We start from the raw sequence: 23,683 nt of genomic DNA, 5'->3' as shown, positions 1-23,683 counted from the left end.
AAGACAGAACTAGAAAAGCCGTTTTGAACGAATCCAGTCATTCGTCCAAAACGGCTTTTTTGTATTAGGTTAAAAGTGCTTGGATTTCAGAGACGATCTCAAGTGGGCTGAGACAATCCGTTTCGATACTAAAACTCGCGACCGCTTCATAATGGGCTTCGCGTGACTGAAATAATTGCTCGATTTCTTCGGGTGTTTGATTTTTGGCAAGCGGCCTCGTTTCGTCGCCTTTTAGTCGTTTTAGAAAGGTAGCTGGGCTTGTTTTTAAATAAATAATTGTGGCTGGATGTTGCTTTAAAAAAGCGCGGGTGGCTTCGGTTGTGATGACGCCGCCTCCTGTTGAAATGACTGCAGCACTTTTTTCGAATTCGGAAAGTTTTTGCTGTTCGAGTTGACGAAAGTAAGGTTCGCCAGATTCGGAAAAGATCGCTGTGATGCTTTTTTGTTCTTCGGCTTCAATGGCTCGGTCGATGTCGACAAAGGGCATGCCCATTTTTTTGGCAAGTAATTCACCGACAGTTGTTTTCCCTGAAGCCATAAAGCCAATTAGGATGATTGATTGAATTGGAAGTCGCTCCCTTCGTTACTACTCTAGTTAAAGGTATTTTATCATAGGATGAAGTCGTTTGCGAGATTGTTTGGCGCGTAAATAGTCTTTTTTGGATAGGGCTCTTTTGTAGCGCGTTTTTTTGGTGTACAATGAAAGTAAGCATGTTGGAGAGGAGAAATAATGAATTTGCAATCAAAGATTTTAGCTGGGGACAAGGTGAAACTTTATGTGAACAAACGACTCGTTTTTTCAAATGTTTTGTTGTCACTGGCCGTGAGTATTTTGCTTTATTTACTATTTAGCCATTTGAAAGGGGTTACGGGAACGGAGGAAATCATTTTGATAATTTTTCTCGCAATGTTTGTGTTACGCCCGTTTTTTAGATTGCTCAATGTGATGCCAACGATTGAACTTAGTCGAGAGGGGATTGGTTATCGCGGAGATTTTGAGCCTTGGGATGCGGTTTTTGAGGCGAAAGTAGTACGCCCGAAGGTTCGACTTTTTAGTTATGGTAGGTTAATGCTTTATACGGAAATTAAGGGGCAACCGGAGCTTGCTTGGGATATTACGGCTTATGATAGTGAGCTTGATCTTTTGGAACTGGAAGCGTTAATCAAATTTTGCATCGCTGAGTTTGGCGGAAAAGTGGGAAATGTGGCGCCTTTTCCTGAAGAAAAACAGCCGGCTTCGTTTTAAGGGCTACGGCTTCGGGTAAAGTGCTTTATACGAGACGAGGAGGAGAGGCAAATGGGAAAAGTTTATTTTACAACGAGTGCAACGGGTGTTGGCGGTAGAGCGGGCACGGTGGCATCGAATAACAGTGATTTGGAATTTGAGCTAAGCAGACCGGTTGCGTTTAAAGGCGAAGGCGGCGGTGGCACGAATCCGGAAGAGTTGTTCTCGATGGGTTATGCGGCTTGTTTTGGCAGTGCTTTTCAATCGGTTGCGCGTAAAAATAAATCTAAAGCAAAGGCCGAAATTACAGTGGAAATTGCGATGGAAGATGATGATGCGGACGGCGGTTACAAGCTTGCTGCGAAAATCACAGGGTTTATCACGGAAGCAACGCGTGAAGAAGCGGAACATTTGATGCAAGAAGCACACAAGATGTGTCCGTACTCGAAAGCCACACGTGGCAACATTGAAGTGGAGCTTAAAACGCGTATTGCGGAATAAATGAAAGAAGTAGAACTTGGGGTTTCTTGCCCCGGGTTCTTTTTTTGTGAAAATCGGTCGATAAGCTTATTTTCTTTAGGCGTGAGTTATTGTACAATAAGGAACAAGAGTAATTTTCAGGAGGCCTAACATGAAGCCTGTTTTAGAAGCAAATAATATTAGAAAAGTATATGGAACACGAAGTAATTTTTACACAGCAATTAATGATATTTCGCTTCAAGTTGAGCGGGGCGAGTTTGTGAGTGTGATGGGACCATCAGGAGCCGGGAAAACGACGCTTCTCAATGTCTTGTCGTCGATTGACAAGCCAACCTCAGGGGAAGTTAAAATCAGCGGGACAAATCTTTTTAAGATGAAATCACGGGAACTAGCCGTTTTTCGTCGCGACCGGTTGGGATTTATTTTTCAAGATTATAATTTGATCGAAACAATGTCGCTGAAAGATAACATTACGCTGCCGCTTTCGCTTAGCAAAATTTCTTCGCAAGAAACGGAAGAACGATTTCAGCACATTGCGAAACAATTTGGGATTTATGATGTTCGCGGCAAGTATCCAAATGAAGTGTCGGGCGGCCAAAAACAACGTACAAGTGCGTGCAGAGCACTGATTACGAACCCGGATTTGATTTTTGCTGACGAGCCGACGGGAGCGCTCGACTCAAAAGCGGCAACCAATCTGCTTGCAAATCTCGAACGAGTGCGAACAGAAGAAAAAGCTACGATTCTCATGGTGACGCATGATGCGTTTGCCGCGAGTTATTCAAATCGGATTCTTTTTATTAAAGATGGGGAAATTTATCAAGAACTTGTGAAAGGCAACTTAACGCGAAAACAATTTTTTCAAGAGATTTTAGCAGTACTCGCGGAGCTTGGCGGTGAAACGGATGCTCGTGATTAAAATTGCGTTTACGAACATGTTTAAAAATTTTCAGTCATATTTATTGCATTTTGTTAGTATTTCGATGAGTATTTTGATTTTTTTCACCTTTATGTCGCTTGCGAATAATCCACTCATTCGAAAGATTTTCTTGCGCTGGGAAGTGATCGGTTCATCTCTATTTTCTTCATCGGCTTTTGTTCTCATTTTATTTGTTGCCTTTTTTATTTTTTATTCAAACAGCTATTTTTTAAAGCGGCGCAAACGCGAACTCGGACTTTATTCGTTGCTTGGTTTACGTAAGGGACAAGTATGCGCCATTTTGGTGATCGAAAACTTACTAGTTTATTTACTGGCACTTGTTACAGGGATTGTTTCAGGAATTTTTTTCTCGAAACTCTTTTCGATGTTGTTATTTTGGCTTGTCAATTTGCGGGTCAATACGGCGATTATCTTTTCTGGAAAAGCGATTATGGATACGATCCTGGTTTTCCTCGTAATTATGGCTTATACATCGCTCTACGCTTGTGGAATGGTTTATCGTTATAGTTTGTTGCAACTATTTCAAAATAAAGAGATGGAAAAAAGTGTGCCACGTGGCTCTATTATGCTTACGATCATTGGCCTTTGTCTCATTGGTTTTGGTTATACGCTTGCTTTACAAAATATTGAAGAATCGTTTCTTTGGTATAAATTGAGGCTTTTTCCAGGTTTGTGCTTGGTGTTATTATCTGTTGTGGCAGGGACTTGGCTTGTCATTCGTTTTTCTATGCCGCTTGGCTTGCGCTATTTTTACGGGCGTAAGAAAGTTCACTTTTATGGTACAAACTTGCTTACGATAACGTCACTGCGCTACCGGCTAAAGCGAAATGCTAATACACTGGCGATGATTGCAGTTTTGAGTGCGACAACGCTTACGATCATTGGAGCAATCGGCAGTCTTTACTCGGAAGCAATCCATGATGTGAAGCGAGAAAATCCAAGTAGCTATCAAATTTTAAATTTGACACCGAATAAACAAAAAGAAGTAGACCGGATTATTCGTAGGAGCAGCGAAAACAAATTGCAGTTTGCGACGCAAAGTGCATACTTAAATGTTCCGGTGAAAAATCCATTGAAACGAATGCCCTATGAGTTTTATGCGAATAAGGATCATTTCTCAATCATCTCAGAAAATGAATTCAATCGGCTGAATAAAATTGAAAGAAATCGTAATTTAAAGATTTCTGGTCTTAAAGACGGGCAAGGGGTTCTAATCGGAAGTGATATGACACGCTTTCCGACCAAGCTCAAAAAACGTTTGCAAAATCATATTTTTTTCTTACATTCAGAAGACAAAACGAAACAATTGGAAACCATTCGATTTGTCAGTTTTCGTGAGTTTCCCCTCTTCAATACGGGTGTTGCGGACTTTAATGTTGTGGTGAATCAAAATGTTTACAATAAATTACTTGCTGAGTTTCGACCGGAACAAGTTTTTATTTATGATGTTTCCGAAGTGGATCACTCTGAAAAGCTAGGCAATCGTATTCAACAAGCTGTCGAAGGAAAAGTTAGCATTTGGTCGAATAAGATTTCAAGCTACTTTTCTAATTACCATATTGTTTCGATTTTAACGGGTGCAGTTTTATTTGTCGGAGTCTTCATTGGAATTGTGTTTTTCCTCGCGACAGGAAGCATTATTTATTTCAAACAAGTAACGGATGCTTATTCGGAGGAACCTAGTTTTCGAATTCTTTTTAAGCTTGGTTTAACAGAACGAGAGTTGCGTCAAATTATTGTGGGGCAAATTGGACCTGTTTTTGTTGTGCCGCTTCTTTTCGGTATTTCACATAGTATTATTGCGATGATCGGTTTAGCTAAAAATTTCGACGTAGCAGTGAAACTACCATTTATCATTGTAACTTCAATTTATTATGTTTTTTTTGGTGTTTATTACTGGTTGACAGCAAATAATTACCGAAATATTGTATCGAGACATCGTCATGACTAGTCAAATGAATCGGAATCAGCTAAAATGGAATTATGCAGAATATGGAGGGTCCAAAGAATGGTAAAAGTGTATATCGTAGAAGATGATGTTGTGATTCGCGATACGATTCAAAAACACTTGAAAAAGTGGGGCTTTGAAATCGGAGTCGTAGGCGATTTTAACAATATTCTCAACGAATTTTTAGAATTTGAACCGCAACTTGTGATTTTGGACGTGAACTTGCCTTACTTTGATGGATTTTACTGGTGCAATCAAATTCGTGAAGTATCGAATGTTCCGATCATTTTTCTTTCGTCGCGAAATTCGCGGATGGATCAAATTATGGGAATGAATATGGGCGCAGATTATTATATTGAAAAGCCGGTCGATTTGGATGTGCTTATGGCAAGGATCAATGCTTTGCTTAGAAGGACGTATTCTTATACGGAGCTTGAAGAGCCCAACGTTTTGGAATATCATAATGTGTTTTTGCACATTGATACCAACACGCTTTCTTATTTGGAAGAAAAAATTGAGCTCACGAAAAATGAGTTTTTAATTTTATATGAATTGATGAAGCAAAAAGGAGCGATTGTCAGTCGGGATGAAATTATGCGCGTCCTTTGGGAAGATGAAAGTTTCGTGGATGACAACACGCTGACTGTGAATATCGTTCGGATACGTAAAAAATTGGCAGAAATCGGCATCAAGGATTTTATCAAAACGAAAAAAGGACAAGGCTACATGATCGAGTGAGAGAAGGGAAGTGGGTTTTAGGAATGATTTCTTAAAATCTGACTTCCTGTTTTTATAAGGGAGGGGCTTTTTTGAAGATTTTAGTTTTCGGGGGAACACGTTTTTTTGGTAAACGACTTGTGGAACGATTGATTGAAAGTGGGCATGAAGTGACTATTGCCACGCGTGGAAAAACGCAAGACCCGTTTCAAAATCAAGTAAAACGGGTGATTCTTGACCGAAGAAAACGTGATGATTTATTCTTGCTTGCGGCTTCGGAAACGTACGATGTGATTTATGACGACATTTGTTATTCACCACAAGATGCGCTTTATGCCGCTAAGGCGTTTCAAAAAAGTAAACCTCGGCTGATTTTTGTTTCAACGCTTGCGGTTTATCCGAACAAAGGAAGGGCGCTCGTGGAAGCTGATTTTGACAGTGCTCACTATGAAATTGTAACGGGGGACCGGGAAGACTTTGATTACGGGGAAGGCAAAAAGCTAGCGGAAGCGGTCTATGCGCAGAAAGCAGAATTTCCAGTCTTATCTGTGCGTTTTCCAGTTGTTTTAGGAAGCGAAGATTATACGAAACGCATTGAATTTCATTTGAAGCGAATTGAAGCCGGGACGGAAATCGGGATTCAAAATGAAGCGGCTGAAATCGGTTTTATCCATGCGGATGAAGCAGCGCGTTTTCTTGAATGGGCAGGAACCGCAAGCGAGGCGACCGGGCCGATCAATGCAGCTTCAAATGGCCAAATAACTCTTGGTGATTTGATGCAGCTTTTTTCCGAGAAGCTCGGGAAAGAAGTGAAAATCGAGACGGTGACAGAAGATGAAGATGAATCTCCGTACGATTTGGAGGATTCGTATTTTCTTTCGAATGACTATGCGAAATCACTTGGCTTTCAGTTTGATGAACTTTCCGACTGGTTGCCAAATCTTGTAGAAGACGTTGTTCGACGAAAAGACTATTAAAAGAAAGAAGGAACAGGATTTGCTGAGCTTTGATGAGAAAAGAAAAATTATTAATGGATTTGCGGCACTAGAGGAAAAACCCGTTTCGATGAAGCGCTATAACTATCACTACCCGGCAAGTAAGCGAGAAAAGACAGTACTTGTAAAGCATCTTCATCCGAATGGCAATGGCTTTGTTTATGCGCCGTACCTAGAAGAAAGTGCTAAGCTGGATAAAGAAGGCTACGTAAATATCTATGATGTAACAGAAGCTGAGCTTATCCAGCTGATCGAGCAAGCCCTCACGTATATGGATAGCGACGGGGGTGCTTATCAAGAAGGTGATACTTTCGTTTATCAAAATGACACGGGCGAACTTTTAAAGCTTGTTTTTGAAAATAAAATGTGGATCGTCTATGCCTATGACAACGTGGAAGCCGTTTTTAAATCGCTAGATCAAGCGGAGAGCTATCTTGCTGATGAAGGCTTTTTTGAAGAACAAGAATAAAGGAGAGAAAAATTTTGGAAACAGTTAGGAGCTTACGCGAACGGATTAATGTACTGAGTCATAAAGATCCTGCGGATGTAATTATTAAAAATGGTCGAATCGTCAATGTCTTCACAGCTGAAATTATCGAAGCAGATATCGCGATAAAAAATGGCTACATAGCAGGGATTGGTGAATTCCAAAAAGCAGAGAAAATCATTGATGCAAAAGGAAATTATATTGTACCTGGCTTTATTGATGCGCACGTCCACGTGGAAAGTGCGATGGTTCCGCCTAGCGAGATGGCACGTGTTCTGTTGCCGAATGGTGTGACAACGATCGTGACTGACCCGCATGAAATTGCCAATGTAGCAGGAGCCCCCGGAATTGATTATATGCTTGAAGAAGCAAAAGGCTCGCCACTTGATATGTTTGTGATGCTACCTTCTTCTGTACCAGCGACGCCGTTTGAAAATAACGGCGCAACGCTTGATGCTGAAAGCTTGCGAGCACTTTATAGTCGAGAAAATGTCATCGGGCTTGCAGAAGTGATGGATTTCCCTTCAGTAGCTTCTGGCGCTGAGGATATTTTACAAAAGATTATTGATGCCAAAACTCATGGTGGCCGAATTGACGGGCACGGGGCGGGCTTAACTCGCGAAAACTTGAACAATTATTTAGCAGCGGGCATCCGGACAGACCACGAAAGTACGACGGCTGAGGAAGCACTCGATCGCGTTCGTGCTGGCATGTTTGTGATGCTGCGTGAAGGGACTGTTGCGCGCGATTTATTAGCAACGCTACCTGCTGTGAACGATAAAAATTCTCATCGTTTTTGTTTCTGTACGGATGATAAACTGATTCCAGATCTTATTTCGGAAGGCTCGATTAACTACAACGTCAAGTTGGCGATTGAAAATGGAATCCCGCCAATAACGGCGATTCAAATGGCTACGATCAATGCGGCCGCGTGTCACAATTTGCTTTATCTCGGCGCTGTTGCGGCGGGATACCAAGCCGATCTCCTGTTTCTTGAAGAGCTTGAATCGGTTAAAATTACAAAAGTGATGAAACGCGGCGAAGTGGTAGTAAGTAAGGGCGAGCGTTTCGAAGGAGCTTTCCCGAAAAAAACAACGGCGTTTGCTTCTCCTAGAATTCAGCACCCGTTAAAAGCAGAAGATCTGCGGCTAGAGCTTCTGAGCGACCACGTTCGGGTTATCGGCATGTTACCGAACAGCTTGTTTACTGAAAAACTGGAGGTTCAGCTTGACCGAATGAACGGAGAGTTCGTACCAGATGCAGCACGTGATCTTGCCAAGATGGTGGTCGTTGAGCGGCATAAAGGAACGGGAAATGTCGGCCTTGGTATTGTATCCGGATTCGGCCTTACGCGCGGGGCCTTTGCAACTTCTGTCGCGCATGATTCGCATAATATCGTCGCCGTAGGGATGAACGATGCGGATATCGAGCTTGCGATTCAGACGTTAACGGAAGCGCGTGGTGGGATTGTTGTAGTAGCAGACGGAAAAGTGGAAGAAATTTTACCGCTTCCGATTGCTGGCTTATTGAGCGACCAACCCTTTGAAGAAGTGGCCAGCTGTTTAAAAAACCTAGAAAAAGCATTCGGCACGATTAGTTCGGCTCGTGGTTTTGATCCATTCTTGACACTTTCGTTCTTAACACTTCCGGTTATTCCTGAATATAAGTTGACCGATCAAGGGCTGTTTGACTTCGAAGCTTTTTCCTTTGTTCCGCTTGAGATTACTGACTAGAAAGGAGGGCTTGTGATGACCTTTTGGCGCTATGTACGCGATAAACGCTTTTTCATTTTGTTTTTTGCCATTGTGATGTGTTTTATCGGACTTTTAATTTATATCGATCCAAATAGCAAACTGACGATTGGCAATATTGTTTATTTGTATATGTTTGTGTTCTTGTTTCTCGTGGCTTATTTGATTCTCGGCTACAGTTTTAAATATCGCTACTGGAAAGAAATGAAAGATCTCGTTAACGGGGAAATTGAAGAAAATGTCATTGAATTACTGCCCAAGCCGCGTACGAGTGAGCAAGCTTTCTTTAATGAACTCATGCGAAAAAAACATCGGGAAGAGCAAAAGAAAGTAAATGCGCTCGTGGATAAACAAGAAGAATATCATGATTTTATTCTTTACTGGGTTCATGAAGTGAAAACACCGCTTGTGGCCAGTAAAATGTTGATCAAAAATCCGGATTTGAATGATACGAAAACGATTTTTGAAAAAGTAGATGGGGAACTTGATCGCGTGGATCAACTTGTGATGCAGGCTCTTTATTTCTCGCGACTTGATACCTTTGCAAAAGATTACTTCATTCAAGAACAAAACCTAGGAACGATTGTCCGCGAAGCGATTAAGCGACATTCTAAGTTTTTCATTTCCGAACATAAACGCTTAGAACTTGGTGAAGTGGATGTGGATGTGCGGACGGATAGCAAGTGGCTTGGCTTCATACTCGATCAACTATTTTCGAATGCGCTGAAATATACGGAAGAAGGTGGCGTGATTAAAGTTTGGTGTGATAAGCCTTGCTCGAGTAACATGACGCATCTTCACATTCGCGATAATGGGAGAGGGATTAGCCAGGAAGATTTGCCACGTGTTTTTGAACAAGGCTTTACAGGATCTACTGGAAGGCAAGAAAAAAAGGCGACTGGGATGGGGCTTTATTTGGCTAAACAAATGTCGAAAAAACTCGATCATGCGCTTGAAATTCGTTCTGAAGAAGGCGTCTTCACGGAACTTATTTTGAAATTTGAACAAAAAGATGATTATTTACTTGTTGCAAAAGAATGATGGAAACCGGATCCTTGCTAAACTTGACGGGATCCGGTTCCTTGTTTACAATATGGAGAAAAACGAACGAAGCGGAGGTTTTACTTATGACAGAAGAATTAATTGTTCGCGGTGCACCGGCTGAATATGTATCAAGCGTGGGAGCTTGGGATACGCTTCCAGAACATTTACGACGTCGGAATTTGAAGCGGATACTGATTTTGCACGGGAGTGCTTCTTGGAAAGCTGTCGGGCGTGAATTTCCAGATTTATCAAACTTTGAAACCGCTTTTGTGGAATACGGGGGTCAAGTGACCTACGAGGCAAGGGATGCTTTGAAGGAAAGAATCGAAGCCGAACAATTTGAAGCTATCGTAGCTGTTGGCGGCGGAAAGGTTACCGATTTAGCCAAGGCTGCTGCTTTTGTTTCTTGCGTGCCGGTCTTGATTTTACCGACACTCGCGTCGACTTGTGCGGCTTATACGCCACTTAGTGTGATGTATACGGAAACGGGCGAAATGATCCAGTTTGATATTTTTCCTGTGAGCAATGCGCTTGTTTTGCTAGATCCAGCGATTATTCTCGATTCGCCGAAAGAGCTTCTCATTGCCGGGATTGGGGACACGCTTGCGAAGTGGTACGAAGCAAACGTTGTGATCGCTGAGCTTCCTGAAAAGACGACAGCGATCGAAGTGGCAGCGTTTGCCGCACGAAAATGCCGGGATAATTTGCTGGAACTAAGTGAAGCGGCGCTACTTGAGATGGAGCGGCATGAACTTGGAACGGCTTTTGTGAAAGTGGTTGAAACGAATATTATGCTTGCTGGAATGGTGGGCGGTTTTGGCGATAAATACGGGCGAACAGCGGGAGCACACTCCATTCATGATGCGCTGACTTTGCTTGAGAAGTCGCACGATGTCTTACACGGGTTGAAAGTGGCATATGGCATCTTGGTTCAGCTCGTAATTGAGGAGAAGTTCAGCGAGATGGATGCCCTTTTGCCTTTTTACAAGAAACTGGGGTTACCGACTTCACTTGCTGAACTGGGACTTTCAGAAGTCACAGAAACGGAATTGCTTCAAGTTGCAGATCGTGCCGCTCGCGAGGGTGAGATGATTCATTTGATGCCTCAAACGGTGACGTCAAATGTGGTTCGAGCAGCTATGAATACCCTTGAAGAGTATCAAATCGCGGTGGAAGAAAGATGAGGATTCGAACGGAAGAAAAGAGCGACGAGATGCTCATCCGGGCTTTGCTCGAAGATGCTTTCCCAAGCTCGCTTGAAGCAGATTTAGTGGAAAAATTGCGAGAAACGAAGGCTTATTTGCCAGAACTCGCTCTTGTAGCGGAACTTGATTCGCGTGAACTAGCGGGTTTTCTTTTGCTGACGAAAGCAAGCATTATCCAAGAAAAGCAATTTGCTGAGATTCTTGTTTTGGCACCACTTGCTGTTTTAACGCGTGAACAGCACAATGGGATTGGTTCGAAATTGGTGGAAGCTGGAATAAGAGCAGCGCGAAAGGCTGGCTTTCGCGCCATTAGCGTTTTAGGGCATGCGGATTTTTATCCGCGTTTTGGTTTCCAAAAAGCTAAACTTTATGGGCTAGAAGCGCCTTTCCCTGTCGAAGAAGAAAATTTTATGGTGCTTGACTTCGGGGAAGAAAATTTTACGGGGCTAGCTGGAAAGTTGATGTATCCAGAACCCTTTTTAGAGATGGAGTAAAGGACAAAGCGGAAGCGCTTTGTCCTTTAGTTTTGGGAAAAGAAGTCGAGAATAAATTGATAAAACAAAGCTTCGGATGGGGCGAGTTTTCGTTTTTTGGTTTTGATGATGCCAACGGAGCGGTGTAGTTCTGAGTCTGTGAAGGAAAGGCTTTTTGTGTTTTTGAAAACGGCTCCGTCTAGAATCATCGCGGGCAAGATGCTAATGCCTAGTCCGGCGCCAACAAGGCCTTGGATGGTATAGAAGTCTTGGCTGCTGAATGCAACTTCGGGCACAAAGCCTTTTTTCTGTGCAGCGGTAGTTACAATTTGATATAAATTAAAATCTTCAGGGTAAAGAATGAATTTTTCTTGCGTTAATTCTTTTAAGGAAACACTGTTTCGGGCTGCGAGCGGGTGACTGGCTGGAACGATTAGTTTTAATTCTTCGTCGAAAAATCGTGTGGCGCTGAAGATTTCATTTTCTGCTTGAAGCGGAGAAAGAAAGGTTAAATCGAGCTCGCCTGACCGGACCATGGCTGTTAGTTCTGCATTTGAGCCTTCGCGAAATTCATATGTGATCTGCGGGTACTTTTCCCGAAATGCGCTGATAACGGAAGGAAGAACACGTGGTGCAAGGGAATTTGGAAGGCCAAGCTGGACGGTTCCGATATCGGGATTGGAATATTCTGTGACGAGAGCTTCGGCTTTTTGAAGTTCATGTGTGGCGCGCTTCACTTGTTCGAGAAAGCTCGCGCCAATCGAAGTTAAACGCATATTTCGACCGACACGTTCAAATAATGAAACCTCAAGTTCTTCTTCGAGTTTCATGATTTGTCTGCTAACGGCTGATTGGGCTACGTGCAGATTGACGGATGCTTGCGTCATGTGCTCCACACGGGCTACTTCCATGAAATATTTTAATTGGCGTAATTCCATTTTGATACTCCTATCATTCTCAAAAAGAGATAGTTTTATTCTATTATATATATTGTTTCGATAAATGAAAAGCGCTAAAATAGAAAATACCCCTTAAAATGGTGGTTTTGAACAAAAGAATTAAATTTTCTATTAATTTAGTTTATTTATATAAATGAAAGAAATGAAGGAGGAATTTCAATGAAAAAGCTTGGGATGCCGGCGCCGCACGGTCTTTATGATCCACGAGAGGAACATGATGCTTGTGGAATTGGTTTTGTGGCGAATGTAGAGAATCGCTCGAGCCATAAGATTGTGACAGATGGAATTCATATGCTTTGCAAGTTGAAGCATCGTGGCGGCGAAGTTGACGGTGATACAGGTGATGGAGCAGGAATTCTACTTGAAATTTCGGATTCATTTTTTCGGAAAGTTTGTGGGGATTTAGGAATCTCACTTCCACCGCGCCATCATTATGCGGTCGGGATGCTCAATTTCCCGAAGTCTGAATCAGAACGGAAAAGTTTGATGGAAAAGCTAATTTACTTGATCGAAGAAGCTGGGCAAACCTTCCTTGGTTTTCGCGCGCTACCAACAGATTCAAGTCAAATCGGTATAAAAGCTCGTGAAAAAGAACCCGCGATTTATCAAGTTTTTATCGAGAAAGCAGCCGATTTAACAGAGCGCGAATTTGAGCGAGAGCTGTACGTGATCCGCCGACAAATCGAGAATTTTGCAGAAAACAATGCTGAAATCAAAGAAACATTTTATGTTCCGAGTTTGTCGACACGCACGATTATTTATAAAGGCATGCTCACACCAGAACAAATTAGCGCTTATTATCTAGACCTTGCAGATCCAGCATACACGTCTGCGTTTGCGCTTGTTCATTCTCGTTTCTCAACCAACACTTTTCCAAGCTGGGAACGTGCACATCCGTATCGCTATTTGGTACACAACGGCGAAATCAATACACAGCGCGGCAATGTAAACTGGATGAAAGCACGAGAAAAACGAGTGAAAAGTTCACTTTTGCAAGAAAAACTCGAATTTGTTCGGCCGATCATTGACGAAAATGGCAGTGATTCCGCTACGCTCGATAATGCGCTTGAATTCCTAGTCCAAACCGGGCGCAGCTTGCCGCATGCCGCGATGATGCTGATTCCAGAGCCGTGGGATAAAAACGAGCAACTCGCAGATTATAAGCGGGATTTTTATGCCTATCATGCGATGCTAATGGAACCGTGGGACGGACCGACTTCGATTTCCTTTACAGATGGACGTGTCATCGGAACGATCCTCGACCGAAACGGGCTTCGACCAGCACGTTACTATGAAACTAAAGATCATACGATTATCTACTCTTCTGAAACGGGCGTGATTCCGGTTGAGCCAGATGAAATTATCAAAAAAGAAATCGTAGGCGCTGGGGAAATGCTTTTGATTGATCTTGAAAAAGGTCGAATCATTTCAGATGATGAATTGAAGCAAAAGATTATGCACGAAGCGCCTTATAAAGCATGGTTAGAGGAAAACTTAACAGATATTAATGAACTAAGTGTAAGAGAAAACTTAGAGACTAAAAAAAGGAATCACGATGAACTTATGAAGCTGCAACAAGCTTTTGGCTATACACAAGATGAACTAAGTAAAATTTTGATTCCGATGGTTGTGGAAAAGAAAGACCCAACTGGTGCGATGGGTTATGACGCGCCACTTGCTGTTCTTTCGAATCGCCCGCAACTTTTGTTCCACTACTTCAAGCAACTGTTTGCTCAAGTGACGAATCCACCGATTGATGGGTTGCGAGAGCAAGCGGTTGTTTCAACGATGACACTGCTTGGCGATGAAGGGAATATTCTCGAGCCAAGCGGCGTCAATGCGAACAGAATCCGTTTAGCAACACCTGTGCTTTCTCGCTTAGAGTTTCAAGCACTTGAAAATCAAACGAAATTTGGTACGAAAACGACGGTGCTTCCGATTCTTTTCCGCGAAGACGAATGGGAGAAGCTGGACGAGGTTTTAGCAGCGCTTTTCGAACGAGCGAGAACGGCGATTGAAACGGAAGGCAGTTCTTTAATTGTTTTAACGGATGAAGGCGTGAATGAAGAGTGGATGGGCATTCCGTCTCTTCTTGCGGCGAGCGGCTTGCATCACTATTTAACGCGACGTGGTTTGCGAACGAAAGCAAGCATCATCGTAAAAACAGCAGAAGCGCGCGATGTCCATCATACGGCGCTTTTGATTGGCTACGGGGCGGACGCTGTTTTCCCTTACCTTGCGATCGAGCTTTTTCAAAGTCAAATTGAACGCGGCCGCATCAAAGGTTTTAGTCCCGAGGAAGCCGAAACGCGCTATCTTGAAGCGCTCACGGACGGACTTTTGAAAGTCATGTCGAAAATGGGGATTTCAACGGTGCAAAGTTACCGCGGGGCACAAATTTTTGAAGCCATTGGTCTTTCTAATCAAGTGATCGATCAGTACTTCACTGGAACAGCGAGTAAGCTTTCCGGCATTCCTCTTGCTGTGATTGCCGAAGAAGTTTGGCTGCGGCATCGCAAGGCTTTCAAGGCACAAGGAATCGCGAGTCAAACCCTTGATTCAGGCGGAGAATACCAATATCGCGCAAATGGTGGCGAATATCATGTATTTAACCCGCTTGCGATTCATTCCTTGCAGCGCGCAACACGTGAAAATGATCAAGAAGCTTATGATCTATACCGAGATTTAATGGAAAATCATAATCAAGCGTTTTTGCGGGGACTTTTAAAGCTAGAAACGGGAAGAAAGCCTATCTCACTTGATGAGGTGGAGCCGGAAGAAAGTCTCTTCAAACGTTTTAAAACGGGTGCGATGAGTTATGGCTCGATTAGCCAAGAAGCGCATGAAGCGTTAGCTGTTGCGATGAACCGAATTGGTGGGAAAAGTAATAGCGGTGAAGGTGGAGAAAATCCAGCACGTTTTATCAAAAGTGCGAATGGTGATTCCAAGCGAAGTGCCATCAAGCAAGTTGCTTCTGGGCGGTTCGGCGTTTCTAGCCACTATCTCGTGAACGCTTCGGAATTACAAATCAAGATGGCACAGGGGGCGAAGCCCGGCGAAGGCGGGCATTTGCCAGGCGGGAAGGTCTATCCATGGATTTCCAAAACGCGTGGTTCAACGACAGGAGTGGGGCTGATTTCACCGCCGCCACACCATGATATTTATTCGATCGAAGACCTTTCTCAATTGATTTTCGACTTGAAAAATGCGAATCCGGCGGCTCGAGTCAGCGTCAAATTAGTTTCAAAGACAGGTGTTGGCACGATCGCAGCTGGGGTTGCTAAAGGAAAAGCCGATGTGATTTCTGTGAGCGGCTATGAAGGCGGAACGGGAGCAGCTGCAAGAAGCAGTATCCGCCATGCGGGCTTACCTTGGGAAATTGGGCTTTCGGAAGTCCAGCAAACGCTCATCTTGAATGATTTACGCAATAAAGTGGTGCTTGAAACCGATGGTAAGTTGATGACAGGAAAAGACGTCTTAGTGGCGGCGATGCTTGGTGCAGAAGAATTTGGCTTTGCAACAGCTCCGCTTGTCACGTTAGGCTGCGTCATGATGCGCGTTTGTCACATGGATACTTGTCCGGTTGGTGTCGCGACACAAAATCCGGAACTACGGAAAAAATTCACGGGTTCGGCGGATTATGTCGTTCAGTTCTTTACGTTCATCGCAAGGGAAATGCGGCAATTAATGGCAGATCTTGGCGTGAGGAAGCTGGATGAAATTATTGGTCATAAAGAGTACCTCAAAGAAACAACGCGAAAAGAGCAACACTGGAAAGCAAAATATCTCGATTTTTCCAATTTGCTGTACATGGATGCGTTTTACCAAGCGGCCGATCAATTTTGTACGAAAGGCCAAAACCACCAACTTGAAGAGACACTAGATGAGCGTTTCTTGTTAAAAGCAGCTGAACCGGCGCTAACTTCGGGAGAAACAGTGGAACAAAGCTTCGCGATTCGCAACACTGACCGAGCGGTGGGCACGATAGTTGGGGCAGCTATTAGCAAGAAATACGGCCAAGCGGGGCTTCCGGACGATACGATTCGCTTCACATTTAGCGGGTCTGCCGGGCAAAGTTTTGGCGCCTTTGTTCCAAATGGGATGACGCTCCGCGTAGTTGGCGATGCCAATGATTATTTCGGGAAGGGACTTTCCGGCGGGAAACTTGCTGTCGTTCATGACGCGCGAACCCCGGTTAACCCGCATCTATCCGCGATCGCAGGAAATGTGGTGCTTTACGGGGCAACTGGAGGAGAGGCTTACCTTGCGGGAAAAGCAGGAGCGCGGTTTGCTGTCCGAAATAGTGGAGCGGAAGCGGTCGTTGAAGGCATTGGTGATAATGGTTGCGAATATATGACAGGCGGCACGGTCGTCGTGCTAGGCGAAATTGGTGCGAACTTTGCTGCAGGAATGAGTGGCGGTGTCGCTTATCTTTACGCGGAAGACCTTGCGACACTTGAAGGCAAGATCAATCCAGAACTGGTCAGTGTGCGAAGCGCGCTCACTGAAAGCGAAAAGCTCCGGTTGCATGATTTAGTATGGCGCCATGAGCAGGCAACGGGGAGCGCGAAGGCACGCGAAATTTTGCTTGATTTTGAAACGGAAGTAAATCACTTTGTATATGTGATACCGACTGAATATGAAGCTATGCGCACACGGATCGCGAATTTAACAGAACAACTAGGTGACGCTAGCGAAGCGGAACTCGTGGCTTTTTATGAAAGTACGAAGGAACATGCGAAACAAGTTCATTAGGAAAGGAGCGAACGAAAATGGGAAAAGCGACTGGCTTTATGGAGTATGATCGTATTGAAACCCCCGTCAGGAAACCGAAAGAACGGGTAAACGATTGGAACGAATATAGTTTGCCACTTGGTGAAGCAGACTTGACGATTCAAGCGGCTCGCTGCATGGATTGTGGCGTTCCGTTTTGCAGCATCGGAATGGAAATTAAAAATGGTGTTTCTGGCTGTCCGCTACACAATTTGATTCCAGAATGGAATGATGCGGTTTATCGCGGGGACTGGAAGGAAGCGCTCGAGCTGTTACTGAAAACGAATAATTTTCCCGAGTTCACGGGTCGTGTTTGCCCAGCTCCTTGTGAAGGAAGTTGTACAGTAGCGATTTCGGAGCCGGCAGTGGGGATTAAATCAATTGAAAAAGCCATTATTGACCGGGGATTTGCGGAAGGTTGGATCAAACCGAATCCGCCGAAAGTTCGGACGGAAAAGAAAATTGCTGTGATTGGTTCTGGGCCGGCGGGACTTGCTTGTGCGGATCAGCTCAATCAAGCGGGGCACAGGGTCACGGTGTTTGAAAAAAGCGATCGGATCGGTGGACTTTTGATGTACGGGATTCCGACGATGAAGCTTGATAAGGAAAGTGTTTTAAGACGTGTTCAGTTGCTTGAAGCGGAAGGGATTCGCTTTGTGACGGGGGTTGACTGCGGGAAAGATATTCCGTATGAAGAGTTGAAGCGGGACTTTGATGCGATCGTTTTGGCGACAGGTGCGGGCAAGGCTCGTGAAGTGAAAGTTCCTGGTCGTGACGCAAAAGGGATTCACTTGGCGGTTCCTTATTTAACAGCGAGCATCCAAGATTTGCTTGCAGGAAGAAAAGAACAAACGCTTTCCGCGGCTGGAAAAAAAGTAATCATCATCGGAGGCGGCGACACGGGAGCGGATTGTGTTGCAACGGCGCTACGCCAAGGGGCTAAATCGATTGTGCAGCTTGGAAGGCGCGGAAAGCCTGAGGAAGTGAGAGCGGCAAGTAATCCGTGGCCGGAATATCCGAATGTTTTTCAAATGGATTATGCGCATCAAGAAGCGGAAGCAGTGTATGGGATGGATCCGCGCGAATATTTGCTCAGTCCGGTTGGTTTTGTGAAGAATGCGGCGGGCGAACTGACGGGGATTCGGACGGTGGAAGTTGAGCGTGATGAAGAAACGAAGCGCTACCGTGAAGTGCCTGATTCGGAACGGATTTTTGATGCCGACTTGGTGCTGATTGCTGCAGGTTTTGAAGGGGCAGAAGACGCGGTTTTTGAAAACTTCAAGGTGAAGAAAACGAAGCGGCAAACGATTGAAGCTGCGAAAGGCTTTTACCGGACAAGCGAAGAAGGAATTTTTGCTTGTGGGGATGCGCGCTATGGTCAAAGTCTTGTTGTAACGGCGATTGCAGAAGGTCGCGAGGCGGCACGGGAAGTCGATTTTTATTTGATGGGGGAAACCTTTTTACCGTGAGGCGGAGTCGTTATAAAAGGAGAACGGATGCTTGGAGGCGGAAGGCTTTTGGCATCCGTTTTTCTTGCGAGTAAAAATTTGTTTTTTAGGTTATACTAAAGGGGAAACGAATGATTGGGGGAGTGAAATATGCTGAAACTTGGAATAGTCGGGACAAATTGGATTACGGATTCTTTTATTGATGGGGCTAAGCGCTCTCGGAAGTGGGAACTGCGCGCGGTTTATTCACGAACTTTGGAAAAAGCGGCGGATTTTGCTGAAAAATACGGAGCGACGCAAGAACTTTTCACGGATACCGAGAGTATGGCGCTGAGTGATGCGATTGATGGGGTTTATATTGCTTCGCCTAATGCGCTTCATTTTGAACATGCGCTGCAATTTTTGAAGTCTGGCAAGCATGTGATTGTGGAAAAACCTATTTTTTCAACGGTAGATGAACTTTCCGAGGCGCATCAAGTCGCTCAGGAAAATGGAGTATTTTTATTTGAAGCGGCGCGTCATATTCAAGAACCTAATTTTAAAATTTTGCAAGAAAATCTTGGGAAAGTGGGCAAGATCCACGGTGCGACACTTGCTTATATGAAATATTCATCACGCTACGATCAAGTGCTTGAAGGACAGGAACCGAATATTTTTTCTCTTCACTTTTCAGGAGGATCGCTTACGGATTTAGGTGTTTATCCGCTTTATTCGGCGGTGGCGCTCTTTGGTGAACCGAAAGCGGCACATTATTTTGCAACTAAGATGAGAACGGGCGTTGATGCGATGGGGCCTGTGATTTTAGAATATGGCGATTTTAACGTGACAATCATTCAAGGAAAAAATTCAACTTCCTTTTTGAATAGTGAGATTTACGGAGAAAAAGGAACGCTTTTGATTGAGCCGCTCACTTCGATCGAAAAATTGGAATTTCATGGCAACCACGGCGAAGAAGTGCTCGAGCTTGCGAAACCAGTCGCTCAAAATGATATGCAATTTGAAGCGGCGCGCTTTGCTGAAATTATTGAACAAAAGGATACGGCTGCGTATGAAGCCTTACGAGATTTAAGCATTAAGGTCTTAAGGATTTCGAATGAACTGCGCCATCAAAATGATATTTATTTCGACGCGGAAAAATAAGCTAACTTTGGTCGCTTTTCTTGAAAAAATCGAGTGAGGCGACTTGTTTTGTGGTATGATGTTTGAAGGATACAAGGAAAAGGAGTATACGCATGAAAGAGAATTTATTGGAGCACTGGCAGCAGGCTTTTACGGCAAATGGCTTTGAGGAGCCAACGGAGATTCAAACGGAGCTTTACGGGGTGCTGAAAGCTGGAAGTGACGCGCTTGCGATTTCGCCAACTGGAACGGGGAAGACGGTCGCTTATACGCTTCCGATCCTCGAAAAAATCGAAGCAAAGCCGGAACTGCAGTGGCTTGTTCTTGCGCCGAGCCATGAGCTTGTGATGCAAATTGCGGATGCGATTCGCTTATTTATAGAGCCGGAGAAGAAGATTTCTGTGATGCCGATCATCGGTGGGGCGAACTTAAAGCGGCAACTTGAGAAGCTCAAGAAAAAACCGCAAATTATTGTGGCTTCACCGGGACGGTTGCTTGAACTAATCGACCGAAAAAAAGTGAAGATGCACAGTGTGCAAGTGGTTACGCTCGATGAAGCGGATCAGTTATTATCGAAAGAAAATAGCCGGATGACGCTGGATATTGTTCGCCATGCGAAGCGTGATGTGCAGCTAGTGCTTGCTTCTGCAACGCGTCCGCTCGATCCGGATGCTTTTTTCAGGCAGTTTGAACGCGAGCCGGTTGAAATTGAAGTAAGTCCGGCGAAACGCGCAACGGAAAATGTGACGCATCTTTATATGGAAGTGGAAAATCGCGAGAAGGCGAGTTTGATTCGGCGGATTGCTCAAGTGGATGGTATGCAAGCGCTCGTGTTTGTGCGTGATAAGCCGCGGATGGATATTTTGCTTGAAAAATTGAAGTTTGATGGTGTGGCGGCTGAGGGAATCCACGGGGATTTACGCAAGGAAACGAGACAAAAAGTGTTGCGCGAATTTAAAGCAGGCAAGCTGCAGTATTTGATTGTTACGGATATTGCGGCGCGCGGTCTCGATATTCCCGATTTGCCATATGTGATTCAATACGACATCGCGGAAAGTGCGAGGGAATACACTCATCGGGCTGGTCGGACGGGCCGGATGGGGAAAGCTGGAACGGTGCTGTCGTTTGTGAATCAACGGGAGCTTCGGTCGCTGAAACAGTTTTTGAAGGAGCTTGGGAAGTCGGCGCTTCCAGTTCGCTTTTTTGGCGGGAAACTTGTTTCACCGGGTGAAGCAAAGGAAAGCAAAATGACAAAGAATACGAAGAAGAGAAACCGCTGATTTGGCGGTTTTTTCTTGCTTAAAAACAGCTATTGCGACTTATGTGTGTAAACGTGTATAATGGAGGCATAGTGTTTTAAAGGAGCGAAGAGGATGGCGAGTAGAAAAGAGGAAGTCTTAACCTTCTTAGATGAGCTGAATCAAAAAACGACTGCGGTTGACGTAGCTAGTAAACTCAACATGGATCGTGCCAATGCCAGCCGCTATCTGAACGATTTGTTTAAAGAAAACAAGATCAAGAAGCTTCCAGGAAAACCTGTTTATTATGAAACGTTGAAAAACACGCTTGCTGAAGCAAAACGCGAAAAAGGAGATGCAACGGCTTTTGATCGCTTGATCGGGTCGGATCAAAGTTTGAAGATCAGCATCCAGCAAGCGAAGGCGGCCATTCTTTATCCGCCAAATGGTTTACACACTTTGATTTTAGGAAAGACGGGAACAGGGAAATCGCTTTTTGCCGAGTGCATGTATGAATTTGCTCGCGAATCGACGGTGATCCCGCAAGATGCCCCGTTTATTTCTTTTAACTGTGCTGATTATGCTCAAAATCCACAACTTTTGTTTGGGCATATTTTTGGGGTTGTAAAAGGCGCTTACACAGGCGCTGAGGAAACACGGGATGGCTTACTTGCGCAGGCTGACGGAGGGATTTTGTTCTTAGATGAAATTCATCGTTTGCCGCCTGAAGGGCAAGAAATGCTGTTTACATTTATTGATAAGGGTGAGTTTCGACCGCTTGGAGAAAGTTCAAAGGTGCACCGAGCGCAGGTAGAAATTATTGGCGCAACAACGGAATCACCGGATAACTTTTTGCTTGAAACGTTTACGCGCCGAATTCCGATGACGATCACTTTGCCACAACTTGCTGAACGCAGCATGGAAGAGCGCTATCAATTAGTGGAGTTTTTCTTGAAGCAAGAAGCGAGAAGACTGAATCAGTCGATTCGCGTGCATCGCCAAGCTTTGATGGCTTTCTTGCTTTATCATGCGAGCGCGAATGTTGGGCAATTGCAGCGTGATTTGAAACTGGCTTGTGCGAAAGCGTTCTTGCATTACAAGACGAAAGCGGCCAATTATATTTTGATCGAGCAAGATGATTTGCCGATCCATGTTCAAAAAGGCTTACTGCACATGAAAGATGAGCCGGAAAAATTAAATCGCTTGATTGATGTAAATAAAACGATTTTTAAATTTGCAGATGCAAGTGAACCAGGACCGGATATTGTTGTCGAAGTTGATGATGTGTATCAGGCAATTCAAGATCGTGCGGAAGAACTTTTGAAAGAAGGAAAAGACGGTAGCGAACTAGAAGCCGAGCTTTATGTCGATGTGGATCAGTATTTTCATGATTACATGGAGCAACTTCCAACGCAACAAACGGCAAAAGAAATCATTGATCCAGCTATTTGGGAGCTCACAGAAGCGGTTTACGATGTTGCTGAAAAACGGCTTGAGCGCAGCTATAATGATAAGATGAAGTTTGCTTTTGCGCTTCACTTGCAAAGTACGATTGAACGAATTCGTGAGCAAAAGCATATTGTTCACCCGGATTTAAATAATGTTCGAAAAAAATATCCAAAGGAATTCCAAGCGGCGATCGAACTTTCAGCGATGATTGAGCAAGCGCTTCAAATTGAAATTCCATTTGACGAAATAGGCTTTTTAACGATGTTTTTGACGGCTGAAGTGGTCGATTCGATGTTTGTGAGTAGTGAATCGCAAGTGGAAGTCCTTGTCTTGATGCACGGGCGCAGTACGGCAACGAGTATGGTCGAAACGGTGCAAGAACTGCTTAGCATTGAAACGGGAACGGCGATTGATATGCCGCTCACAATGGACGTTCAAACGATGTATGAAAAAGTAAAAAATCGCGTTTTGAAGTTAAACCCGCAGAAAGGCTTGCTCATTTTATCTGATATGGGGTCGCTCGCTTCTTTCGGAAACATGTTGATGGAAGAGTTAGGGATTCGAACAAAAACAGTGACAATGACAAGTACGCCTGTTGTTTTGGAAGCAATTCGAAAAGCATCGCTTGGTCGTGGATTAGAAGATATTTATCAAAGTTGTCAGCAACTGTTTGAAAATAAATATAAGGCGCATGTACTGCGAGCGAAACCGGTTAAAAATGCGGTTGTTTTGACTTGCTTTACGGGTGAAGGCGTGGCTGAACAGCTCCGCAAGCGCATTACTCCGATTATTGATGAAAGCAAAGTGGAGATCATTATTTTGCAGTTTCTGCATAAGGATGCTTTCCGGGAACGAATTGATCAGCTGAAAGAGGAATTTAATATCCTAGCGATTATGGGTTCTGTTGAGTTTGAATATCAAGATATTCCGTTTTTCAGTGCGCTCGAAGTTTTTTCGGATGATGGCTTAGATATTGCGAAGCGGATCATTAGCGATGAAGTTCCGTATGAAAAATTGATTGCTTCTCTTTCTGGAAATCTTAAAGCGGTGGATTCTGTGGAAGATTTGGTTTATTTCTTGCGGAAGTTAATTTCGGAATTACAAATTCAGTTGAATTTGATTCTCGAACCAGGTGTCGATATTGGGATGATTTTACACATGGCTTTCTTGATTGAGCGAATGCGTCTTGGGGCAGTTGACCGGGAATTCCCAGACTTGAATGAGTTTGCCAAAAAACACCTTGTGGAAATGCAAGTCACACAACAAATGATGGAAAATGTGGAGCGGGAGTATCAAATCACTGTTCCGCAATCTGAAATCGCGTATTTGACACAAATGATGCTTGCCAATCGAGTGGAAGCTTAAACTGTGAAGTGTGTAGGCTTACACACTTCACCTTCTAGCCAAAAGAATCTAAAAAACCTGGTGTGAC

General features: G+C 44.1%; 18 protein-coding genes. 16 read left to right on the top strand and 2 right to left on the bottom strand.

Going from position 1 to position 23,683, the window contains the following annotated elements:
- Window positions 1-64: 64 nt before the first annotated feature.
- On the bottom strand, window positions 65-553 hold the full coding sequence (locus tag UR08_RS12765; RefSeq protein ID WP_276309300.1) for a shikimate kinase: 489 nt from the start codon (window positions 551-553) through the stop codon (window positions 65-67).
- A 177-nt stretch (window positions 554-730) separates the two neighbouring features.
- Between UR08_RS12765 and UR08_RS12760 the strand changes: the two genes are divergently transcribed.
- From UR08_RS12760 to UR08_RS12710, 11 genes are all read left to right on the top strand, one after another.
- Entirely contained in the window at window positions 731-1,246 is a 516-nt protein-coding gene (locus tag UR08_RS12760) for a hypothetical protein (RefSeq protein WP_115754057.1), read from the top strand.
- 51 nt (window positions 1,247-1,297) lie between these two features.
- Window positions 1,298-1,726, top strand: coding sequence for an Ohr family peroxiredoxin (locus UR08_RS12755; RefSeq protein ID WP_115754056.1), 429 nt, complete (start codon window positions 1,298-1,300; stop codon window positions 1,724-1,726).
- Between the two features lie 130 nt (window positions 1,727-1,856).
- The gene (locus UR08_RS12750; protein WP_115754055.1) at window positions 1,857-2,624 is read left to right on the top strand and encodes an ABC transporter ATP-binding protein; all 768 of its coding nucleotides are present in this window, start codon (window positions 1,857-1,859) and stop codon (window positions 2,622-2,624) included.
- Window positions 2,611-4,596 (top strand): ABC transporter permease, encoded by a 1,986-nt coding sequence (locus UR08_RS12745; protein ID WP_115754054.1) that lies wholly within the window; start codon window positions 2,611-2,613, stop codon window positions 4,594-4,596. Before UR08_RS12750 ends, UR08_RS12745 begins: the two co-directional genes overlap by 14 nt.
- 57 nt (window positions 4,597-4,653) lie before the next feature.
- Entirely contained in the window at window positions 4,654-5,331 is a 678-nt protein-coding gene (locus tag UR08_RS12740; RefSeq protein ID WP_115754053.1) for a response regulator transcription factor, read from the top strand.
- A 71-nt stretch (window positions 5,332-5,402) separates the two neighbouring features.
- On the top strand, window positions 5,403-6,287 hold the full coding sequence (locus UR08_RS12735) for an NAD-dependent epimerase/dehydratase family protein (protein WP_115754052.1): 885 nt from the start codon (window positions 5,403-5,405) through the stop codon (window positions 6,285-6,287).
- A 19-nt stretch (window positions 6,288-6,306) separates the two neighbouring features.
- On the top strand, window positions 6,307-6,774 hold the full coding sequence (locus UR08_RS12730) for a hypothetical protein (RefSeq protein ID WP_115754051.1): 468 nt from the start codon (window positions 6,307-6,309) through the stop codon (window positions 6,772-6,774).
- Between the two features lie 14 nt (window positions 6,775-6,788).
- Entirely contained in the window at window positions 6,789-8,525 is a 1,737-nt protein-coding gene (gene ade / locus UR08_RS12725; protein WP_115754050.1) for an adenine deaminase, read from the top strand.
- A gap of 15 nt (window positions 8,526-8,540) precedes the next feature.
- Window positions 8,541-9,584, top strand: a complete 1,044-nt coding sequence (locus UR08_RS12720; protein ID WP_115754049.1) for a sensor histidine kinase — start codon at window positions 8,541-8,543, stop codon at window positions 9,582-9,584.
- 86 nt (window positions 9,585-9,670) lie between these two features.
- Entirely contained in the window at window positions 9,671-10,771 is a 1,101-nt protein-coding gene (locus UR08_RS12715) for an iron-containing alcohol dehydrogenase family protein (protein ID WP_115754048.1), read from the top strand.
- On the top strand, window positions 10,768-11,286 hold the full coding sequence (locus UR08_RS12710) for a GNAT family N-acetyltransferase (RefSeq protein ID WP_115754047.1): 519 nt from the start codon (window positions 10,768-10,770) through the stop codon (window positions 11,284-11,286). The genes UR08_RS12715 and UR08_RS12710 overlap by 4 nt, the downstream gene beginning before the upstream one ends.
- Window positions 11,287-11,312: 26 nt before the next feature.
- On the opposite strand, the gene gltC is transcribed toward UR08_RS12710, so the two are convergent.
- Window positions 11,313-12,203 carry a glutamate biosynthesis transcriptional regulator GltC gene (gltC, locus tag UR08_RS12705; protein ID WP_115754046.1) on the bottom strand — a complete coding sequence of 297 codons (891 nt, stop codon included), beginning with the start codon at window positions 12,201-12,203 and terminating at the stop codon, window positions 11,313-11,315.
- Between the two features lie 180 nt (window positions 12,204-12,383).
- Between gltC and gltB the strand changes: the two genes are divergently transcribed.
- The 5 genes from gltB (at window position 12,384) to UR08_RS12680 (ending at window position 23,616) form a co-directional block, all read left to right on the top strand.
- On the top strand, window positions 12,384-16,979 hold the full coding sequence (gene gltB / locus UR08_RS12700) for a glutamate synthase large subunit (RefSeq protein WP_115754045.1): 4,596 nt from the start codon (window positions 12,384-12,386) through the stop codon (window positions 16,977-16,979).
- Window positions 16,980-16,996: 17 nt separating this feature from the next.
- A complete protein-coding gene (locus UR08_RS12695; protein ID WP_115754044.1) occupies window positions 16,997-18,466 on the top strand; it encodes a glutamate synthase subunit beta in 1,470 nt (489 codons plus the stop codon).
- Between the two features lie 132 nt (window positions 18,467-18,598).
- Window positions 18,599-19,585: a Gfo/Idh/MocA family protein gene (locus tag UR08_RS12690; protein WP_115754085.1), complete on the top strand. Its 987-nt coding sequence runs from the start codon at window positions 18,599-18,601 to the stop codon at window positions 19,583-19,585.
- A 92-nt stretch (window positions 19,586-19,677) separates the two neighbouring features.
- A complete protein-coding gene (locus tag UR08_RS12685) occupies window positions 19,678-20,844 on the top strand; it encodes a DEAD/DEAH box helicase (RefSeq protein ID WP_115754043.1) in 1,167 nt (388 codons plus the stop codon).
- 93 nt (window positions 20,845-20,937) lie between these two features.
- On the top strand, window positions 20,938-23,616 hold the full coding sequence (locus UR08_RS12680; protein ID WP_115754042.1) for a sigma-54-dependent transcriptional regulator: 2,679 nt from the start codon (window positions 20,938-20,940) through the stop codon (window positions 23,614-23,616).
- Window positions 23,617-23,683 lie beyond the last annotated feature (67 nt).

Source organism: Listeria kieliensis, assembly GCF_003369925.1.
GTDB classification, from domain to species: Bacteria; Bacillota; Bacilli; order Lactobacillales; family Listeriaceae; genus Listeria; species Listeria kieliensis_A.
This window is presented reverse-complemented; position numbering and strand designations above follow the sequence as displayed.